We start from the raw sequence: 18427 nt of genomic DNA, 5'->3' as shown, positions 1-18427 counted from the left end.
AAGAGGTATGTAATCATGGCAATTAATCTATCCAAAGGTCAAAAGATCGATTTAACGAAAACAAACCCAGGTCTATCCAAAATCACAGTAGGTCTTGGTTGGGACACTAATAAATATGACGGCGGAAAAGATTTCGATTTGGACGTATCCGTCTTTTTGACCAATGCTAGTGGTAAAGTTGATAAAGAAACAAACTTTATTTTCTTCAATAACAAGCAAAATGAAAATGCTTCTGTTGTTCATACCGGCGATAACCGTACAGGTGAAGGCGATGGTGATGATGAGCAGGTTCAAGTGGATCTTCAGAACATCCCTGCTGATGTAGACAAAGTAGCTTTTACTATTACAATTTATGATGCTGAAGCAAGAAGTCAAAACTTCGGACAAGTTTCCCGTTCTTATGTACGTATCGTAAACGATCTGAACAATGAAGAGCTGATTCGTTTCGACCTCGGTGAGGATTTCTCTATTGAAACTGGTGTTGTTGTAGGCGAACTGTATCGTAATGGTGCAGAGTGGAAGTTCAATGCCATCGGCAGCGGCTATAAAGACGGCTTGAGCGGTTTGACTCGCGACTACGGCCTGCAATAAATTTCGTTGTATATGCCAAAGATGAACCAAATGAATAATGAAGGAAGGTTTTGTCAGTGACGATCAGTCTCTCTAAAGGACAACGGATTGATCTTACCAAGACTAATCCGGGTTTGACTAAGGTAGTAGTAGGGTTGGGCTGGGATACTAATAAGTATAGCGGCGGCCAAGATTTTGACCTTGATGCTTCAGCCTTTCTACTGCATGAAGATGGTAAAGCCAAGGGCTCCGATGATTTTGTATTCTACAATAATCCCTCGGGTGGCGCAGGTTCTTTGACTCATACGGGGGATAACCGTACGGGTGAGGGGGACGGAGATGATGAGCAGATTGTTGTTGACTTCAGCAAAATCCCTGCTCATATTCAGCGCATCGGAATAACGGTAACGATCTATGATTACGAAACTCGGGCACAAAACTTTGGACAAGTCTCCAATGCCTTTGTACGTGTGGTAGATGCTTCTAACGATCGTGAAGTGCTTCGCTTTGATCTGGGTGAAGACTTCTCAACTGAAACAGCTGTTGTATTCTGTGAGTTCTACCGCAATGGTGCGGATTGGAAGTTCCAGGCGATTGGAAGTGGCTTTGCCGGCGGTCTAAGCGCTTTATGCAGAAACTATGGACTGGACGCGCAATAGCATCCAAGTGGGCGGGGTCATTACCGATCCTGCCCTTTTTCTAAATATTTAGAGCAGTACAGACTCCACTTTGTGGGGTTCTTTTTTACAAAATTATGGGTTGGTTTACTCCATTTATAAAGGTGGCGTAAGAATGAGTGTTAACGTAGTCAAAGGGCAAAAAGCTGATCTGACCAAAGGCAATGCTGGACTTCATTCTATAATCGTAGAAATCGGCTGGAATGCTCCGGCTGCTCTGGAGATTGATAGTTCTGCTTTCCTGCTTGGATCAGAGGGTAAGGTAAGTAAAGACGAGGATTTAATATTTTATAATAATCCAGCCACTTCTTATATTAGGTATAAGGATGTGCCAGGATTCAATGACCGCAAGCAATTCGAAGTTCAATTGGATAAGATTCCTTCCGATGTGATGAAGATTGCCTTTACACTTACCATCTATGATGGGGAGAAAAGGGGTCAAAGTTTTGGGCAAGTAAGTCAGGCCTATTTTCGGATTCTGAATCAAGTAACAGGTGCGGAACTGCTCCGATGTGATCTCGACAATCTTTTCTCCGTGGAAACGGCCATTGTGGTAGGGGAATTATATAGATATAACAGTGAATGGAAGTTCAGTGCCATTGCAGCGGGGTTTGCCGGAGGTTTGAAAGAGATATGCAGCAACTTTGGTATTGAAGCGAATGAGGAGCCTGCTCCTGCTGCTCCACAGCCGGAGGTTAAGCCGCAGATTCCACCACAAATCTTCGCAACGCCGCCTGCGCAGCCAGTGAAACGTGAAGAGAGCCCTCCACCCACACCTCCGCCTTCGCCAATAAATCTCAACTTGAAGAAAATCGAGCTGAAGAAAAAAGGCGATTCCATCAATTTGAAAAAATCAGCCAGTGGTGATCTAGGGGAAGTGTTGATTAATCTCAACTGGAACCAGAAACAGGGCGGACTCTTTAGTCGTAAAAATGGCGTAGATCTAGATCTTGCTTGTCTGTATGAACTGAAGAATGGCAGTAAAGGAGTGGTACAAGCGTTAGGCAATGCCTTTGGCTCCTTAAATCAACCTCCTTATGTCATGCTTGATGGGGATGATCGTACAGGCTCCGTAACTACTGGTGAGAATTTGCGTATAAATGGTATCAAAATTTCCGAGATTGAACGCATTCTAGTGTTTTCCTTTATTTATAAAGGGGTAACCAACTGGTCGGAGGCCGATGGGGTTGTCACCATCAAACAAGGCGGAGGACCTGATATCATTGTAAATTTGGACGAGCATAACAACCGAAAAGGGATGTGTGCCATTGCGTTATTCCGGAATGTAAGCAATGAAACATTTAGTGTTGAACGGCTGGTGCAATATTACAGTGGTCATCGTGAGATGGATGAAGCCTATGGATGGGGGCTGCGCTGGGTTGCGGGCAGCAAATAATCGATTTTACCGGAGGCGCAAAGTGTAATGGATTGGTTCGCAGATTTTTTTAGAAATATTAGTGAGAATTACGGGCATTTTTTCTCATGGAGTGATGTAGTAGGCACGCTCTCTGATCCTGTGAGCTGGGGGATTATCGGAAGCTTAATTCTACTAGAAGGTTTGCTCTCTGCAGATAATGCGCTTGTGCTTGCCGTTATGGTTAAGCATCTACCTAAGGAGCAGCAGAAAAAGGCACTTTTCTACGGTATCTTAGGGGCTTATTTGTTCAGATTCCTGGCCATTGGACTAGGGACATTTCTTATTAAGTTTACTTTGGTTAAGGTTCTTGGTGCACTGTATCTCTTTTATATCGCATATAAAGGTTTATTTAAGGGCAGTGGCGAAGAGCATACGGAGAATAAAGGTACTTCTTTTTGGAAGACGGTTCTCCTTGTTGAATTAATGGATATTGCTTTCAGTATTGACAGTGTCATTGCTGCATTTGGACTTAGCGATCAGGTTTGGGTTCTCTTTATGGGTGGTATATTAGGAGTTCTGATGATGCGCGGAGTGGCGCAGGTATTCTTGAAGCTTATTGATAAATTCCCTGAATTGGAACAGGCAGCGTTCCTGCTTATCGCCATTATTGCGGGTAAGATGCTAGCGGGTGCTTTTGGCTTTGAATTGCCGCATGTCGTATTCTTTACAATCCTTATAGCGGTATTCGTGGGTACGATCCTCTACAGTGCTAGACGTAAGAAAAAAGATGCCCACAAAAGTGCATGATTAAAAAAGTAATTGCACCATAGAGAAGTCGGAGCCGATCATGCAAGAATAGAAACGCCTGCTTCTTTCAGGTAATCGTATATGTTATAGCGTAGGCCTTCACTTATATTTGAGAGAGCCAAGATGCCATCCCAAGGGACAGTATTGCCGGTTCTGACACTCTCTATGAGGAGAGGTCTACGCTTGTTTTGCTTGGCTTCGCAAAACTATAAGGGGGAACCGATTTGAGATACTTCGATTACCTGACGAAAGAACAAGAAAACTCTTTGTTTTACACTCCGCCTATCTCATTTGATCATACCACGAACAAGGAACTGCTAGCCTACGCTGTCGGCGCTGCCCTCTATATGCCGGCTACCCGTGCAAGTGTTGCAGAAGACATCATTAAGCTCAAGAATGCAGGTCTGGTGACGGTTATTATAGATCTGGAGGACGCAATCGGAGATGACCAGGTTGACAATGCAGAGGAGTCTATTATCCAGCATCTTATTTATCTAGCTGCTTACGCAGAAAATGAGCTGGATTCAGCAAACAGCCTCCCGCTTCTTTTTATACGAGTACGTAACCCGGACCAACTCCGGCAAATGATTTTCCGCTTGGGATCCTTGGTAACGATGTTAACAGGGTTTGTTTTTCCTAAGTTCTCTGTGGACAATGGAATTCAATATTTTGAAACGTTAGCTGAGTACAACAATACGCGTGGTTATAATGATCCTGTGCTTTACGGGATGCCAATCTTGGAAACTGCACCTATTATTTATCGGGAAAGTCGAGTGGACAGTCTGCTATCTATCCGTGATTTACTCCGTAATTACCGTGAACTTGTCCTAAACGTTAGAATTGGGGCAACGGATTTCTCCAGTCTGTTCGGACTGCGTCGCAGTCCTGATGTTAGTATTTATGATCTTACTCCTATTCGTGACTGTATCTCGGACATTATCAATGTGTTTGGGCGGGTTGAAGAGGGATATGTGATCTCAGGACCCGTCTGGGAGTATTTTGCGAATAAAGGCCATCGAGTTCTCCGGCCGCAGCTACGGCAGACGCCATTTGAGGATACTTACGGAAAAAACGGCCGTGATATGCGGAATAGCTATATTTCGAGCAGTGTAGACGGGCTAATTCGTGAGGTTATTTTAGATAAAGAGAATGGAATTGTAGGCAAGACGATTATCCATCCTTCTCACCTCAGACCTGTTCAGGCGATGTATACGGTTATGCATGAGGAATACGTTGATGCTTTAAGCATTGTAGAAAGTAATGATGGCAGTTTGGGCGTGTTTAAGAGTCAATATTTTAATAAAATGAATGAAATTAAGCCCCATCTCAATTGGGCAAGACGAACTTTACTACGATCTCAAATATACGGGGTGTTACATGAACAACAGCATTTTGTCGGATTATTACCCGAAAACGAATTTACGCACGTATAACATAGTCGAGAACCTGCAAGTGAATGTAACCGAAACCTTTAACCCCTTTCATATGCCTCTGGATTCTTTATTCTCTATGGCGGCGCGAATTAATAAAAAGCGGACTTTTCTGTTTGTCAGTAAGGTGCTTGGCAAGCATATCCCCGTCGATCCGTATACTTCACTTCTAAGCGGAGCAGCATTGGCGCTGCTGTTATATCAGGAGATGAACGGTGATTCCGTGGACAGTGATCGTATGACAGAGTTATTGGATATGGCGGTTCATGGGCTGATTCATCCTGAATTTGCTAAGGAAGCCTATCAACATTTGCTAGCGGCCCAGCTGGTTTTGCCCAAGCCTGTGGTTTTTATTGGATTCGCAGAAACGGCAACTGCACTGGGTCACAGTGTGTACAACATCTTTGCTGAGCAGGCATCATATATTCATACTACGCGTGAGCATATTCCTGATTTGGAGTCTGTTGTAAGTTTTGTAGAAGAACATTCTCATGCGGTTGATCATCTATGTTATGCCTTGGATGCCGAACTCTTATCTGGGACAGAGCCTATTATATTGGTAGATGACGAGATAACGACTGGGAAAACCGCGATCAATACGATTCGGGATATTCAGTCAAAGTTCCCGCGGGAGGAATATGTGGTAGTCTCCCTTTTGGACTGGAGAAGCGGCAGCAATCTTCAACGCTATAGTGATCTTGAGCAGGAGCTGGGGATTCGCATTAAGTCGTTATGTCTGCTGCAAGGGAATATTGAAGTGATAGGTTCACCAGTATTTAATAAGGATACAGAGCAGCTGGATAGAGAGGCTGCTTTAGAGTGTGAGGTTGTAACCACTTATGCTCCAGATGGAATGGAACGACTGGAGGTATCCTCTATCGATTCATATGGTGAGATTAACACAGCGCCGTATATGAAATATAGTGGACGTTTCGGAATTGTGTCGCAGGATAATCCGGGGCTTGATCAGGGTGTGAAACGAATAGCTGAACAGCTGCGGCAATTGCGTAGAGGACAGAAAGCCTTGGTAATGGGCGTAGGGGAATTTATGTATCTTCCGATGAGAGTGGCGGCGGAAATGGGGGAAGGGATTGCTTATCAGTCTTCCACTAGAAGTCCAATCCACCCTGAGCGTCGACCGGATTATGGGGTGCATAGTGCTGCTGCCTATCCTTCAGCCGGCGACCCGGAGATCACAAACTTTATCTATAATGTAGCTCCTGATCAATACGATGATATATTTGTGCTGATTGAGCGTGATGTACCGCATGAACGTATGAAACCTATGCTTGATATACTGAAGAAACTGGCCCGCCATAAAGTGCATCTTATTGTACTGACCTCGGAAAGAAGAAGTGGAGGCCCTACCAATGAAGGGAACAGTAACTGAAGAAATTCTAAACAGAAGTATAGCCGAACCGGTTCCGCTAGGCAGCTATTCTCCATCAGATGTTATATTTTTGCTAAAGGATCTGAGTGATGTTTCACTGGAGCGGGCGACTGACGAAAGAGAGGCCGCCATTCAATCAGGTGTACATTACTCTGAGATGCTGCCCGTGGAATATCAGCCTACTGAGCAGTATATTGAGTTATTTCACGAGACGCTGGAGCAATCTGCGGAGAAGGTCGCTCTAGCAGTAGCGGTAGTCTCTGAGATGATTGTCGCTCAACGGGGACTTGATACGGTGTTAGTCTCTTTGGCAAGAGCGGGAACACCAATTGGTGTACTGATTAAGCGTTATATCCAAGAGCGATATGGTGCTGATCTGCCGCATTATAGTATCTCTATCATTCGGGGCAAGGGGATTGATGAGAACGCAATCCTTTATATTCTGCAAAAGCACGGGCTTGACGCTGATTTGCAGTTTGTCGACGGATGGACGGGGAAAGGGGCTATTCGCCAGGTATTGATTGAAGCGTGCAACAGCCTGTATGAGAAATATGGCATTCGGCTAAATGATGACCTGGCCGTATTGGCTGATCCCGGGAACTGTTCAGGCACGTTCGGGACTAGAGAGGATTATCTTATTCCTAGTGCATGCCTCAATTCTACGGTGTCAGGATTGATGAGCCGGACAGTGCTGCGCGATGATTTAATCGGTCCGGAAGAATTCCATGGGGCTAAATTCTACAAGGAATGGCTCGATACGGATGTATCTAATGTATTCATTGCGGCGATCTGCCCGTATTTCTCCTCCGTTGCGGAAGAAGCACAAGCGATTGCTGAACAGATGCAGCAATCCCCGCCAGAAATTACATGGCAGGGCCTGCGTGATATTCAGAGTATTCAAGAAGTGTTCGGCATAGATAACATCAATTTGATCAAGCCCGGAGTCGGAGAAACTACCCGAGTGCTGCTGCGCAGAGTACCGTGGAAGATTCTTGTCGATACTATGGATAATCCAAATCTTCGTCATATTATTCTCTTAGCAGAGGATAGAGGGGTTCCAGTAGAAGTATTCCCTGGACTCACCTACTCCTGTTGCGGGATTATTAAGCCGCTGAGAGGTGAGACGGAATGATCTATGCCAGTGATTTGGACCGAACGTTAATCTATTCCTTAAATGCAATCGGTGTCCCGGAGAATACTCCGGGCCTGGTTCCTGCGGAGGTTGTGGATGGTAAGACGGTTTCATACATTTCGCAAAAAGCATTGGCTGATCTGATGGAGCTTACTTCCCGTATTATCTTTATGCCCGTTACAACACGTACCATAGCGCAGTATAAGCGTATTAATCTGTTTCAAGACACGATTATTCCAGACTACGCGATTACTAGTAATGGCGGAAATATTCTGATTGGTGGCGAAGTAGATAAGAGCTGGAGAGCTTCGGTGGGCAGGCTTGTTCAAAACGAATCGGCTGCGGCAGAAGAAGTTAGAATGCACGTTAGGTCTGTAGTGCACGAGGAATGGATCATTAGTGAGCGGTATTGTGATGATTTATTCTATACCTTTGTGGTAGTGCGTGATTTATTACCTATGGATGAGATTACGAATCTGGCAGAGCGATTATACGATTTGGGCTGGCGGGTATCCTTACAAGGGCGCAAGCTATATGTCGTTCCTGCCGCTGTAAATAAAAGTGATGCGATTGTTCATGTACGCCGGACGGTTCGGTCAGAACCGATGGTAGCATCGGGAGATTCCTTGTTGGATAAGAGTTTACTAGAAAGTGCGGACTATGCGATTGCTCCTTGTCATGGAGAAATATTTGCAGAGCAGCAGAGTGGTCTTGTAAAATCAAGGTATCCCTTTACGAAGCAAGCGGGTGTTTTTGCTGGTGATGAAATTCTACAGTATGTAAACATGATCTATAATAACTTAACCGTATTGGGAGTTGGGCCACTATGAAAAAGGTAAACATTTATTTCAATCGCTGGTTTTCCGTCGCTTACCATTATATGAATCTCATCCGCAATAATGAGGATGGCGTTCCTGTACAAATCTTCGCCACGCACCCAGATATTCACCATATGTCACTTCAAGGGGCTGATGTTGCTGGGACTGAACCGGCACTGACTGGAATAGAATATGTTCAATTTTGTGTGGATTTCTGTCGCCGCAATGAGATCGATATCTTTATTCCACGGTTACATATGCTGGATATAGCTTTGCATGCTGCTATGTTTGATGCGATTGGTACCAAGGTTCTGGTCTGTAGAGATTTGGACTTGTTGGAGACCATCATGGATAAGGGTAAGTTCTACGAAAGTGTTAAGGAAACCGGGATTATGACAATTCCTGATTATCATGTGGTCAGTACAGCAGAGCAGTTCAAAGAGGCTTATCATGATCTTGTAGCCAAAGGGCATCGCGTATGCTTTAAACCTACGGAGACAGAGGGGGGCCTCGGCTTCCGTATCATTGATAACACACGTAGTCCTCTGCAGGAGCTGTTTGGTCATGTAACACCGCTGATATCCTTCGAAGAGGCTTATCGTATTCTGGGAAGTGAAGCTACATTCCCTGAACTTATGGTGATGGAATTGCTGGAAGGTTATGAATACAGTATAGATTGCTTGTCAGATGAGAACGGCAGACTGTTAGCGGCTGTGCCCCGTCGTAAAGCTGGCGGCCGTCTGCGGCTGATGGAGCATATTCCGGAGCTGGAGGAGATCGCTTCTCGGGTAGCAGAGGTATATAAAATACCTTTCAATTTCAATATTCAAATGAAGTATAGTGGTGGAATTCCCAAACTGCTGGAGATTAACCCCCGGATGTCTGGAGGTCTTCATATTTCTTGTCTGTCTGGAATTAACTTTCCATACCTGGCTGTCAAAAGTGCACTCGGCGGAGAGGTACAGCCTGCGGAGTTCGGCGATAATGTGCTTGCCAGCCATGTAGAGCAGCCGTTAATTATGAAAATAAACGGCGAATCCGTAATTTCGGATCCCGTGAATTGAGCGTTCGCAATCTCGCTCACAAGAGGTGAGAAAAATTAAATTTAAATCGAAAATATTGCTGTATGCCGGTATTGGCTATGTTGTCGCTGTATTAACGAGCTCTTTTCTGCCTGAGTTACTCTCCTTGCTGTTGCCTGTAGCAGGTGCTGCTGTAGGGGTTCTTGCAACGAGAAGTCCGAGAACCAACCTTCCGGCTGAGGTGCTGCCAGCAGGTCCAGAGACGGTACCTATTGCTCCAGCTCCCTCTGCAAATGCTCCGCAATTAAATAGTGCGGCAAATAATGCTGCACCATTTAATCCGGGCAATAGTGGTAGAACTGAGGCAGAACCGACGAAGATTGGACCGGAATTTGCTCCGGTAGTTGAGTACCTTAGCATTCTGGAAGATATGATTATCTCCGAAGGGCAGAAGGATACACTGGACAATGAAATTGTCGAGAAATCACTGGCGCTTTTTGCGAGACTTCAACGTGTAATTCCGCTGCTGCAGGAGCTCAATAATGGCGATATTAATCACACGGTCCGCAGATTGATTCTGAAGGATTTGAATGGTGTGATTAACCCATTTTTGCGCCTAAGTGGTGAAGCAAAGACGAAGAATCGGAGAACGCTGCTGAACGGTCTAAGAGATGTTGATTCCAAAATATCGGATATTGCTTCGACGATCGAACATAAAGACCTGATGGAACTTCAGACGAAGGCGGAACTGATTCATCAGCGGTATAGCAGTTCCGAATTATAGGAGGGAAACCCATGTCCACGCAGTTGATCCAATTAAAAAAAGAAGATGAACAAAAGGTAGTCGAAGAAGCGGCACAATTGATCGAGAAGGTATCCCAAACAGATACAGTCACACTGGATTCTTTAATGGATGATATCGGGAAGCTTGGGGTGAAGACGCAGGAAAAAGCAGGCCAAACCCTCAAACTGCTGGATCGTCCGGTAAATGACCTGATGTCCGGTAAGCGTGTTGAAGTGCCTAACATGATTATGAAGCTGCGGAATGAGTGTGAAAATCTGCAACAGAGTAAGAATGTTAGCTTTTTCGGCAAAATGCTGCGGAAGAGTCCGATGAAGAACTATGTGTACAAATATCAGTCTGTCCGCACGAATATTGATGCGATTGTTACCGGTCTACGCGACGGCAGGGATACCCTCGAAGAGAGTATTGTAAATATGCGCCAGCTGAAACGTACCTCTATGGAGGAGATCTATAACCTGCAGACCAAAATTGCCTTCGGCAATAAGCTAAAAGAGCTGTTCGAGGTGGAGATTGCGAAGCCTGAGAATGAGTTCCGTAAAGCTTATCTGGAGCGTGGTCTACGTAAAGTGATGGTTCGTATTCAGTCCATGACAGAGATGATTCTATTGTACAATCAAGCAATCGCTGCTACAGATATCATCAATGACAATAATGATAAACTGATCGATTCCGTGAATAATGCGATTGATAAGACCTCTAATCTGATCACAGTGTCGGCAATGATTGCGATGTCGCTGGCCGATCAGGAGAATGTTATCAATGCTGTAGAAGCAACAAATAAGACGATTGAAGATCAGTTTAAAGAAAATGCACGCTTGCTGCGTACGACTACAGAAAAAACGACCGAGCTTCTATCCAAACCTTCCATGTCTATGGAAGCCGTGAATCAAGCGATCGGCGATCTGCTTAGCGCATTAGACACTTCGGAACAGTCAAACCGTCGTATTATCGAGAGCTGCCAGGATTATACATCCAAAATGACGACGATCAATACCCAATTGGGCAATCGTCTAGGTCTCAATGAAGCGGACAAGCCTGAGGCGCTGAAACAAGGTGAAGCAGAGAGCCAACTGAGCAGTTTCTTGAACTAATTAGTTAAAAAAAGACCGTAAAAATATAGCAGAGCAGTGAGCCTTCGTTTCTGGGGGCTCGCTGCTCTGTTTTTTTTGGTTATGGGGTAGTTTGCTTCACCTGCTGTATAGGCGTAAACGCGATCTAATCAAACGAAGTTTGCTGTAGCCAAACATAAAGCCCTATCCACATACATAAGTTGTCACAAGACTACATGTGGAGGAAGTGGGGATAGGCTATGGTTTTAGGCTGTTTGATACTCGTGCTTATCATCGTCGCCAGCAGTGAAAAAGCAGAAGCCATTGCTAAAATCAATGAAGACAATTAGCAAGAGGTAGCTTCGCTTCCCCGTAAGTATTCAGGGATTTTTTGGCGTGAATTGGTTCAAGTAATTTCCAGCGGGTTATTGGGTATAATAACGCAAGGCTGTACGATTAGCCCATAATCAGCTGGAAATACCAAAATCCCTAAGGAGGTCACATGGAGAACGAGGCGCTGCTTCAGGTTGAACATTTAGCACTTAAGAAACAGAAGATATTCCGGCAAAGCGTAATGCGCTATATTGCCAGAGCCATGCTGGCCAGTATGTTTATCGGATTCGGTGTAATTGTAGCCTTTAAGACAGGCAACTATTTCTTTATGGAGCAATCCCCCTTTGCATATCCAATGGCTGCGATAACTTTCGGAGCGGCTATTATTCTAATTTCTTTTGGTGGTGGGGATTTATTCACCGGAGATACTTTTTATTACACATACACGGCACTAAGACGGAAAATGAAATGGTCTGAGGTTGTCCGCATGTGGATCATGAGTTATATCGGTAATATTCTTGGAGCTGCCGTTTTTGCCTTGCTGATTTTTTTGACAGGACTGTTCTATAGCTCAGATGTAAACGGATTTTTGTTATATGTAGTGGAGCATAAGATGGAAGCCCCGGCAGGTCAGCTTTTCTTTCGGGCCATTCTTTGTAACTGGCTCGTTTGTATGGCTTTTTTTATACCCATGAATATGAAAGGCGATGGGGCCAAAATGTTCGCAATGGTCTTATTCGTATTCTGTTTTTTCATCTCCGGCTATGAGCATAGTATTGCCAATATGTGTACCTTTGCGATTGCGCTTGTACTTGATCATCCCGGAACGGTATCGTGGTATGGAGTGTTCCATAACCTTGTCCCCGTTACGATCGGCAATTTAATTGGCGGTGGCGTACTGATGGGGGTAATGTATTATTATGTGAATAAACCTTTTTTGGATGACACTAAGCATTAACAGAAAAACAGAAAATAATAATCCTCCAAAACTTCGCTCTTTTACAGGGGTGGAGTTTTTTTGTGCAGAAAGTTATTTTTTAACATTGGGATTATTTGATTTTTAAGGATTGAAAAGGATTAGAGGGAGAGAGGTAGAATACATAATTATGCAATGCAAAATTGAAGATTCATACAGAATGGGGTAAGGGCTTTGGATGAGACAACAGGGATACTGACGGATGAGACCATTATTAAGGCTTCCAATCAGCATTGTATAGACCAAGGAATTGATCCTGAGCAACCGCCTGTCTTTGCAAAGGGATATTCTGCTGATGAATTGGGAGCGCAGCTTAGCGTATATAGTGAAGTGATTGAGGTTATCGAATTTTTTGTCAAAAAATTTCTGTCCTCAGTAAAGGGGAACCCGATCCTAATTACGATTTCGGATGATGCAGGTTATCTATTGGCGTTCCAGGGAGATGCGACGATTATTGATCTCGTAGGACAGGTAGGCATCAAAGAAGGCGTGCAGATGAACAAAGAAGTGGGTACCAATTCAATCGCTTTAGCCCTTGAATATCAGAGGCCATTCCAGCTGACAGGACGAGACCATTTCCATCATATTTTGCATCATTTAGTATGCTGTACAGCTCCATTTTATAAAGAAAATGGACAAGAGATTTTAGGTACAATTTCATTTATGGCAGATATAGATGTAGCCCATCCCCATTTGCTGCCTCTGCTCTGTACGATGGCTGACTCGATTGAACGTGAGATTTTGTTGCGGAGAGGGAATTCTCAGCTGCAATTATTAAATCGGATTTTGCTAGAGACCAATTACTTAGGGGTAATCATAACAGATCAATTCGGAACAGTCGTGAATATAAATGAGAACGGTTTAGCCATGCTTCATTTGGGTGGTGAGCATCAAGAGTCTGTTGTTGGAACTAGTGTCTTTGAAATTAGGAATGTGGGCGCATACTTTCAACATGTCATCATACATCATGTCGCATGTGCTGGGTTAGAAGTGATTCAGGAGAAAAACGGGTTGTTCGAGCATTATATGTTAGATGTACTACCCGTTTACGATGCGAATGGTTACTTAGCGCGTGTGATTGGAAGTTTGCGCAACATCACGGAGATGAAAAGAACGGAAGAAGTGCTGCGCAATACAGAAAAGCTAGTGGTCGCAGGACAACTGGCCATGAGCATTGCACATGAGATCCGCAATCCCCTGACTACGGTGAAAGGGATGCTTCAACTGGCTAATAAAGATTCACGTCTGCTGCATTATGATCTCATTATGTCAGAAGTGGAAAGAATGAATCTCATTGTGAGCGAGTTTCTTATTCTGGGTAAACCGCAGGCTGCGCATTATATGACTGAACAATGTAGCACGATCCTGCTGGAAGTATTGAATATCTTCGCGATTCAGGTGGAAATGAATAATATAGCGTTAAATACAAAGATCCATTATGATGCTGAGATCGAATGTGACCGCAATCAGATTAAGCAGATTTTCCTCAATATCCTAAGAAATTCAATGGAAGCTTTGCCTTTTGGCGGGAGCATTACAGTGACTCTTGATGTGAAGGATGAATTCCAGGTGATTACCTTCACCGATAATGGAGAGGGTATGAATAAGGAAGTTCTGGAGAAATTAGGAGAGCCTTTTCACACGACCAGAGGCGATGGAAATGGACTTGGCTTCATGATTGTCAAAAAAATCGTGACTGCCCACAGAGGATATGTGGCAATAGCTAGTGAAGAGGGAGTAGGCACGGCCGTTACAATTTATCTTCCGATGGCACATTCATACCACAAATGAAACAGCAATAATTCATAATTAAAAAGACTCTTCCGCCCATATTGAACTGTGACCGTATTTGTGGAAAGTTGAAAAAAGAAGACCTTTAAGAAGCAATTAATAGGTGACTCCTGAATTCATCGGGAGTCATCTTTTTTAATGTCCATTGATATCGCTCGGAGTTATAGTAGGCGATATAGTCATCAACCTTTGTTCGTAATTCCAAGAGAGTCATACATGTCTTGTACTCCAAATCATCCTTCAGATGGCCAAAAAAGCTCTCCATGGCGGCGTTATCCCAGCAGTTCCCTTTCCGTGACATGGACTGTGTAAACCCAGCTTCGCGTACGAGAAGGCGGAATCTAGGGTGAGTATAGTGCATTCCTTGATCCGAATGCAAAAGGGCTTCTGGATGAATATTGCCATCCAGTCGTTCAAGTAGTTTCTCCAGTGTTCGTTCTACAATTGGCATAGCCAATGAAGAAGAGAGGTAGTGAGCTAAAATTTGTCTCGTAGCCCCGTCTTTCACCACGGATAAATAAGCACATTGTCCATTACCATAATGCATATAGGTAATATCCGTCAGCAGCACTTTCTCAGGCTCTCCTTGGTCAAACTGGCGCTTGAGTAGGTTGGGACATGTTTGGTGCTCTTGTGTGGCTTTTGCCATCTTGCGATAGGGATTTGCTTGCCGGATCGTAGCAACAAGCTTATATTTTCGCATTAATCTTCGAATCTTTTTATGATTCATGATGATACCATTCTCCCGTTCCAGCCACATCTTCACGACCAATGCTCCAGCTTTACCATTCAAAGCGTCATAGTGTTTCTTGATAAGGAAAGCGTCTCGTTCGTCTGCCTTCTCTCGCAACTGTCTTGCTTCCTCAGCGACTTGCCAACGGTAATATCCGCTTAAGCTCACACAAGCTAGCTTACACAAATAACGCGTCATTCGCTGCAGACCGTGCTTACGTATCGTTTGGTTAATAATTTCGTAGCGCTCGGAGGGGGTCAACGTTTCCTCTGCATCTTCTGCTTTTCGAGCGCCTCCAGCTTTTTTAAGAAGTCGTTCTCCATCTCCAGAAGCTTGATTCGTGCTTCTGCACGTTTTAACTTTTCCTCGGTAGAAAGTTCCCCTGTCGGTCGTCTGCCCGGGGATCCTTTTCCTCGTTGTTCCTCTAGTAGTCCAGCCTCTCCCAGAGCATTATATGTATTACGCCAACGGGTTAGGCAATGCTTAGGCTTCTTGCGACCGATAATATCTAGGTTAAATCCTGCGCTAAGGAAGATCTCCATTGGGGCTTGGCCTTCCTTATAGGCCTTAACCGCAGCCAACTTAAACGTTGGTGAATAGGTAATACTCTTTTCCGTCACGTTCTCTACATTTGGATTGTTCTCTAGTTGTTTGATCTCATTTTCGTTGAATATCCTTGAGCTTCCTCTTGTTTTGTTATTCATGAAGGCTTCCTCCGTTATTTCGATATTTCGATTAAAACACAAAATGACCCGTAAGAGGGTCACTTTTTTCAAAGTTTCCATCTTACGGGTCACAGTTCATATAAGCGAAAGAGTCTTTTTGTATATCCATTTGCATCTAATGGTGAGGAATTACCACTTAGAGCCACCCGATGAATTTCCACCGGATTTGCCGCCGCCACCGCCCCAAGAAGAGCCGCCGGAGGATTTGCCGCCACTGCCGCCACCACCCCAGGAAGAGCCGCCGGAGGAACGTCCCCCACCGAATCCGCCTGAAGAAGGAGGACCAGAGGACATCCGTTTACGGGCTTGCGCACGCCGCTGTTGCTCTCTCATCATGGCTAGCTGGGCAAGCCGTTCTTCCTCTTCTTTTTGGCGAACGATTCGGTTCGCTTCATTCACAAAGGAAGTGATCTGAGCGTCATAAGCGCGGCCAATCGATTCCAGTTCCTCCAGGTTGTAAGGCCGGGATGACAACCGTTGCTCCAACTGGCTATATTCCGGCAGTAAGGATAACTCAAAGCGGATTCTGGAAGATAAGCCTCTGCTGTGCAGCATTCGCTGGGTCGTCTCTACCCGGCTTTGTCCTTCGGAGAAGAGACGTTGTACTTTATCCAGTCTTTCATTTAATGCATTTAGACTTTCAGAGACGCCGTCATATTGCCGGCCAGCTTCATCCTGCAAGGACAGCAAGCGCTCCAGCGCATCGTGGGCCTTGTCATATTCGCCCCGTTCATCACTGGTCCAGTTCTCAATTTGCGCCACTTCACCTGCACCTTCCCGAAGATGTGTGCTCCACTCCGTCAGAATGTTCTCTACGCTAACTATATGCTGTTCTTCGAAATGTACACGTGCTTCTGTAATTCGGGCCTGCAGCTCGTCTCGCCGCTGCTTCAAGTGGCTCCATGTGGTGCGGAATGTCTCTAGATCTCTGCGGTTATTCTGCCGCAGCAGTGCTTGCTGCTCTGTCATAGCAACAGCTTCATCCAGAAGCAGATCTAGACTGGCGCCGATTCTGCGCACCTCATCCATATCTCCTATACGCAGCGGTGCTTCAAGAGTCAACGATTCTACGCGGGCCTGCTCCAGGTGGTCATATGGCTTAACCTTCATATTGTGCAGTGAATTCTGTTCAATGATCCCGGTGATTTTGGCACGTGCCGCAGCTAATACCGTAGGAAATTTGTTTAGCTTATCATCATAGAGATCAACATCCTTCAGATCCTGTTCGATTTTTTCCTGACGTTCCTGTGCATCCTCGGTAACCTCTTGTGCAGCAATGGGATCAAAAAGCTCCAATTGGTCTGCCTTAGCAGTTTCCTCCGCAAGCTCCTTAAGTTCCTCTACAATTTCTTGAAGCTCATATCCGGTTTCTTTAACTGCACCTTGCAGCTGTTCTTCAAGCTCTGGCGTATCCTCTTTCAGCTCTGTAATACGCTGTTTGACATTGCGGTCAGCTTCGCTAATGACAGCAATGTGTTTCTCTTCCTCTTCAAGCGCTGTGCGGAAGGCAGCTTCGGTCTGCTGCAATTGTTTCACGGCTGTCTTGAGGGCAGCCAAACGATAAAATGCTGGCTGAACGCCTTGACCTTCGCTTTGTAGTGCGGAGATTTCAACGAGCTTGGCGGACAGCCGCTTGGAAATACCTTCGACTAGCTCTCCCGTCTTCCCTTGAACGATCCCTTGAAAAGGGTTTAGCGATTCCAGTGCCCGATTTGCCTGGACCATTAAATTAGATAACTGTTTCTGTTGCTCGCTAAGCTGCTTGCGTCGACGCAGACCTGTAACCATTACAAAGAGTAGAAGGAGGATTAGAAGGGCTCCGATAAGAATCGCTGCAATTATAAACATGGAGCTGCTGGAGCGGTTTACATCATTCCCGACCCCGGCTGCGCTCCCGCTTCCTGCGGTTCCTCCAGTATTGCCGGCACGATCTCCGATGGAATGGATGGCATTAATCAAAGCCTTTGTCCCGCCAGCGAAGTCCCCTTTTTTGGCATAAGGAATGAAATAGGTGTCGAGCAGTTTTTGGATGGCTGAACTTCCCGAGGACCCTCCCTGATTCTTAGACCAAGTATTTAACGAGCTTTGAAAGCCTGGATTTAAGAAATTTAGCTCAATGGACTGGTCACCAGCGGAGATCAGCAGTAGAAGATCCCGCGTGGACAGTTTCCACGAGTCGTAAACCTTGTCTGCATACTTATCAGCTGGAGTACCGTCTGTGGAATCTACAGTGAGTACATGGATGGTCATGAGTTCTCCAGTAGCGGTAGCAGAAATAGACGCGGCTTCTGCGGAACTGAACATTTCAGCGTTATCGGTAACAAATCCCTGCTGTGCAGGAATTCCAGCGGCGTATGCACCAGGTACCCATAACAGGCTGAGCATTAAGAATAAAGCTATATACTTTTTCAAGCTGACACGCTCCGATCTGAAGGACTTTTTATTCAATATATTATGCTGATAATTATACTATATCATTAACCATCAGGTGACCTGGAGATACTCCAATTATTATATAGTTATGTCTGCATACCAACAAAAAAAGCCATGCCCCCAAATAAGGGAACACGGCGTATACTCGGAAGCATTATCTTGTCGGCAGACAGAGAATGTATTGCAATCTGGATTTAATTTCTTTTTGCCATTTCAAATCTCCAACTTTAACGGCAAGATTGAGCAGATCCAGATAATCGTCAACCTGTAATGTTGTTCGGGTAGAGGTAACGTTCATGGGTGATCAGTCTCCTTTTAACTTAAATATAGTAAATTGAAATTATTAACGCTTATAATAATGATAATCATTATCAACGTT

At 44.8% G+C, this 18427-nt stretch carries 16 protein-coding genes; 13 read left to right on the top strand and 3 right to left on the bottom strand.

What is annotated here, in order from left to right:
* Positions 1-15: 15 nt before the first annotated feature.
* The 13 genes from NST45_RS25425 to NST45_RS25365 all read left to right on the top strand — a co-directional run bounded on the left by NST45_RS25425 (position 16) and on the right by NST45_RS25365 (position 14157).
* Positions 16-591: a TerD family protein gene (locus NST45_RS25425; RefSeq protein WP_036687420.1), complete on the top strand. Its 576-nt coding sequence runs from the start codon at positions 16-18 to the stop codon at positions 589-591.
* A 56-nt stretch (positions 592-647) separates the two neighbouring features.
* The gene (locus tag NST45_RS25420) at positions 648-1229 is read left to right on the top strand and encodes a TerD family protein (RefSeq protein WP_036687422.1); all 582 of its coding nucleotides are present in this window, start codon (positions 648-650) and stop codon (positions 1227-1229) included.
* A 133-nt stretch (positions 1230-1362) separates the two neighbouring features.
* On the top strand, positions 1363-2643 hold the full coding sequence (locus NST45_RS25415; protein WP_038568304.1) for a TerD family protein: 1281 nt from the start codon (positions 1363-1365) through the stop codon (positions 2641-2643).
* Positions 2644-2670: 27 nt separating this feature from the next.
* Positions 2671-3411: a TerC family protein gene (locus tag NST45_RS25410; RefSeq protein WP_036687425.1), complete on the top strand. Its 741-nt coding sequence runs from the start codon at positions 2671-2673 to the stop codon at positions 3409-3411.
* 224 nt (positions 3412-3635) lie between these two features.
* Positions 3636-4844, top strand: a complete 1209-nt coding sequence (locus NST45_RS25405) for an HpcH/HpaI aldolase/citrate lyase family protein (protein WP_235219550.1) — start codon at positions 3636-3638, stop codon at positions 4842-4844.
* 76 nt (positions 4845-4920) lie between these two features.
* On the top strand, positions 4921-6231 hold the full coding sequence (locus NST45_RS25400) for a phosphoribosyltransferase family protein (protein ID WP_076275639.1): 1311 nt from the start codon (positions 4921-4923) through the stop codon (positions 6229-6231).
* A complete protein-coding gene (locus NST45_RS25395) occupies positions 6212-7363 on the top strand; it encodes a cysteine protease StiP family protein (RefSeq protein ID WP_339824145.1) in 1152 nt (383 codons plus the stop codon). The genes NST45_RS25400 and NST45_RS25395 overlap by 20 nt, the downstream gene beginning before the upstream one ends.
* A complete protein-coding gene (locus NST45_RS25390; RefSeq protein ID WP_036687429.1) occupies positions 7360-8193 on the top strand; it encodes an HAD family hydrolase in 834 nt (277 codons plus the stop codon). The genes NST45_RS25395 and NST45_RS25390 overlap by 4 nt, the downstream gene beginning before the upstream one ends.
* Complete coding sequence (locus NST45_RS25385) at positions 8190-9245, top strand: ATP-grasp domain-containing protein (RefSeq protein ID WP_036687430.1); 1056 nt, start codon at positions 8190-8192, stop codon at positions 9243-9245. The genes NST45_RS25390 and NST45_RS25385 overlap by 4 nt, the downstream gene beginning before the upstream one ends.
* Positions 9246-9279: 34 nt before the next feature.
* Positions 9280-9987 carry a hypothetical protein gene (locus NST45_RS25380; protein ID WP_036687454.1) on the top strand — a complete coding sequence of 236 codons (708 nt, stop codon included), beginning with the start codon at positions 9280-9282 and terminating at the stop codon, positions 9985-9987.
* Between the two features lie 11 nt (positions 9988-9998).
* Positions 9999-11099: a toxic anion resistance protein gene (locus tag NST45_RS25375; protein ID WP_036687432.1), complete on the top strand. Its 1101-nt coding sequence runs from the start codon at positions 9999-10001 to the stop codon at positions 11097-11099.
* A 460-nt stretch (positions 11100-11559) separates the two neighbouring features.
* Positions 11560-12348 carry a formate/nitrite transporter family protein gene (locus NST45_RS25370; RefSeq protein ID WP_038568317.1) on the top strand — a complete coding sequence of 263 codons (789 nt, stop codon included), beginning with the start codon at positions 11560-11562 and terminating at the stop codon, positions 12346-12348.
* A 192-nt stretch (positions 12349-12540) separates the two neighbouring features.
* Positions 12541-14157 carry an ATP-binding protein gene (locus NST45_RS25365; RefSeq protein ID WP_339824143.1) on the top strand — a complete coding sequence of 539 codons (1617 nt, stop codon included), beginning with the start codon at positions 12541-12543 and terminating at the stop codon, positions 14155-14157.
* Between the two features lie 85 nt (positions 14158-14242).
* Here NST45_RS25365 and NST45_RS25360 read toward each other — a convergent pair.
* From NST45_RS25360 to NST45_RS25350, 3 genes are all read right to left on the bottom strand, one after another.
* A protein-coding gene (locus NST45_RS25360; protein WP_141118633.1) for an IS3 family transposase occupies positions 14243-15594 on the bottom strand; the annotation gives its coding sequence in 2 pieces (ribosomal slippage) (positions 14243-15207 and positions 15207-15594; 1353 coding nt in all).
* A 150-nt stretch (positions 15595-15744) separates the two neighbouring features.
* On the bottom strand, positions 15745-18027 hold the full coding sequence (locus NST45_RS25355; RefSeq protein WP_339824141.1) for a TPM domain-containing protein: 2283 nt from the start codon (positions 18025-18027) through the stop codon (positions 15745-15747).
* 175 nt (positions 18028-18202) lie between these two features.
* On the bottom strand, positions 18203-18346 hold the full coding sequence (locus tag NST45_RS25350) for a hypothetical protein (RefSeq protein ID WP_167348483.1): 144 nt from the start codon (positions 18344-18346) through the stop codon (positions 18203-18205).
* Positions 18347-18427: the final 81 nt, after the last annotated feature.

This window comes from Paenibacillus sp. FSL R7-0163, from assembly GCF_037969975.1.
GTDB lineage: Bacteria > Bacillota > Bacilli > Paenibacillales > Paenibacillaceae > Paenibacillus_AQ > Paenibacillus_AQ odorifer.
The sequence above is the reverse complement of the archived record's forward strand: the minus strand, read 5'-3'. Positions and strand labels throughout refer to the sequence as shown.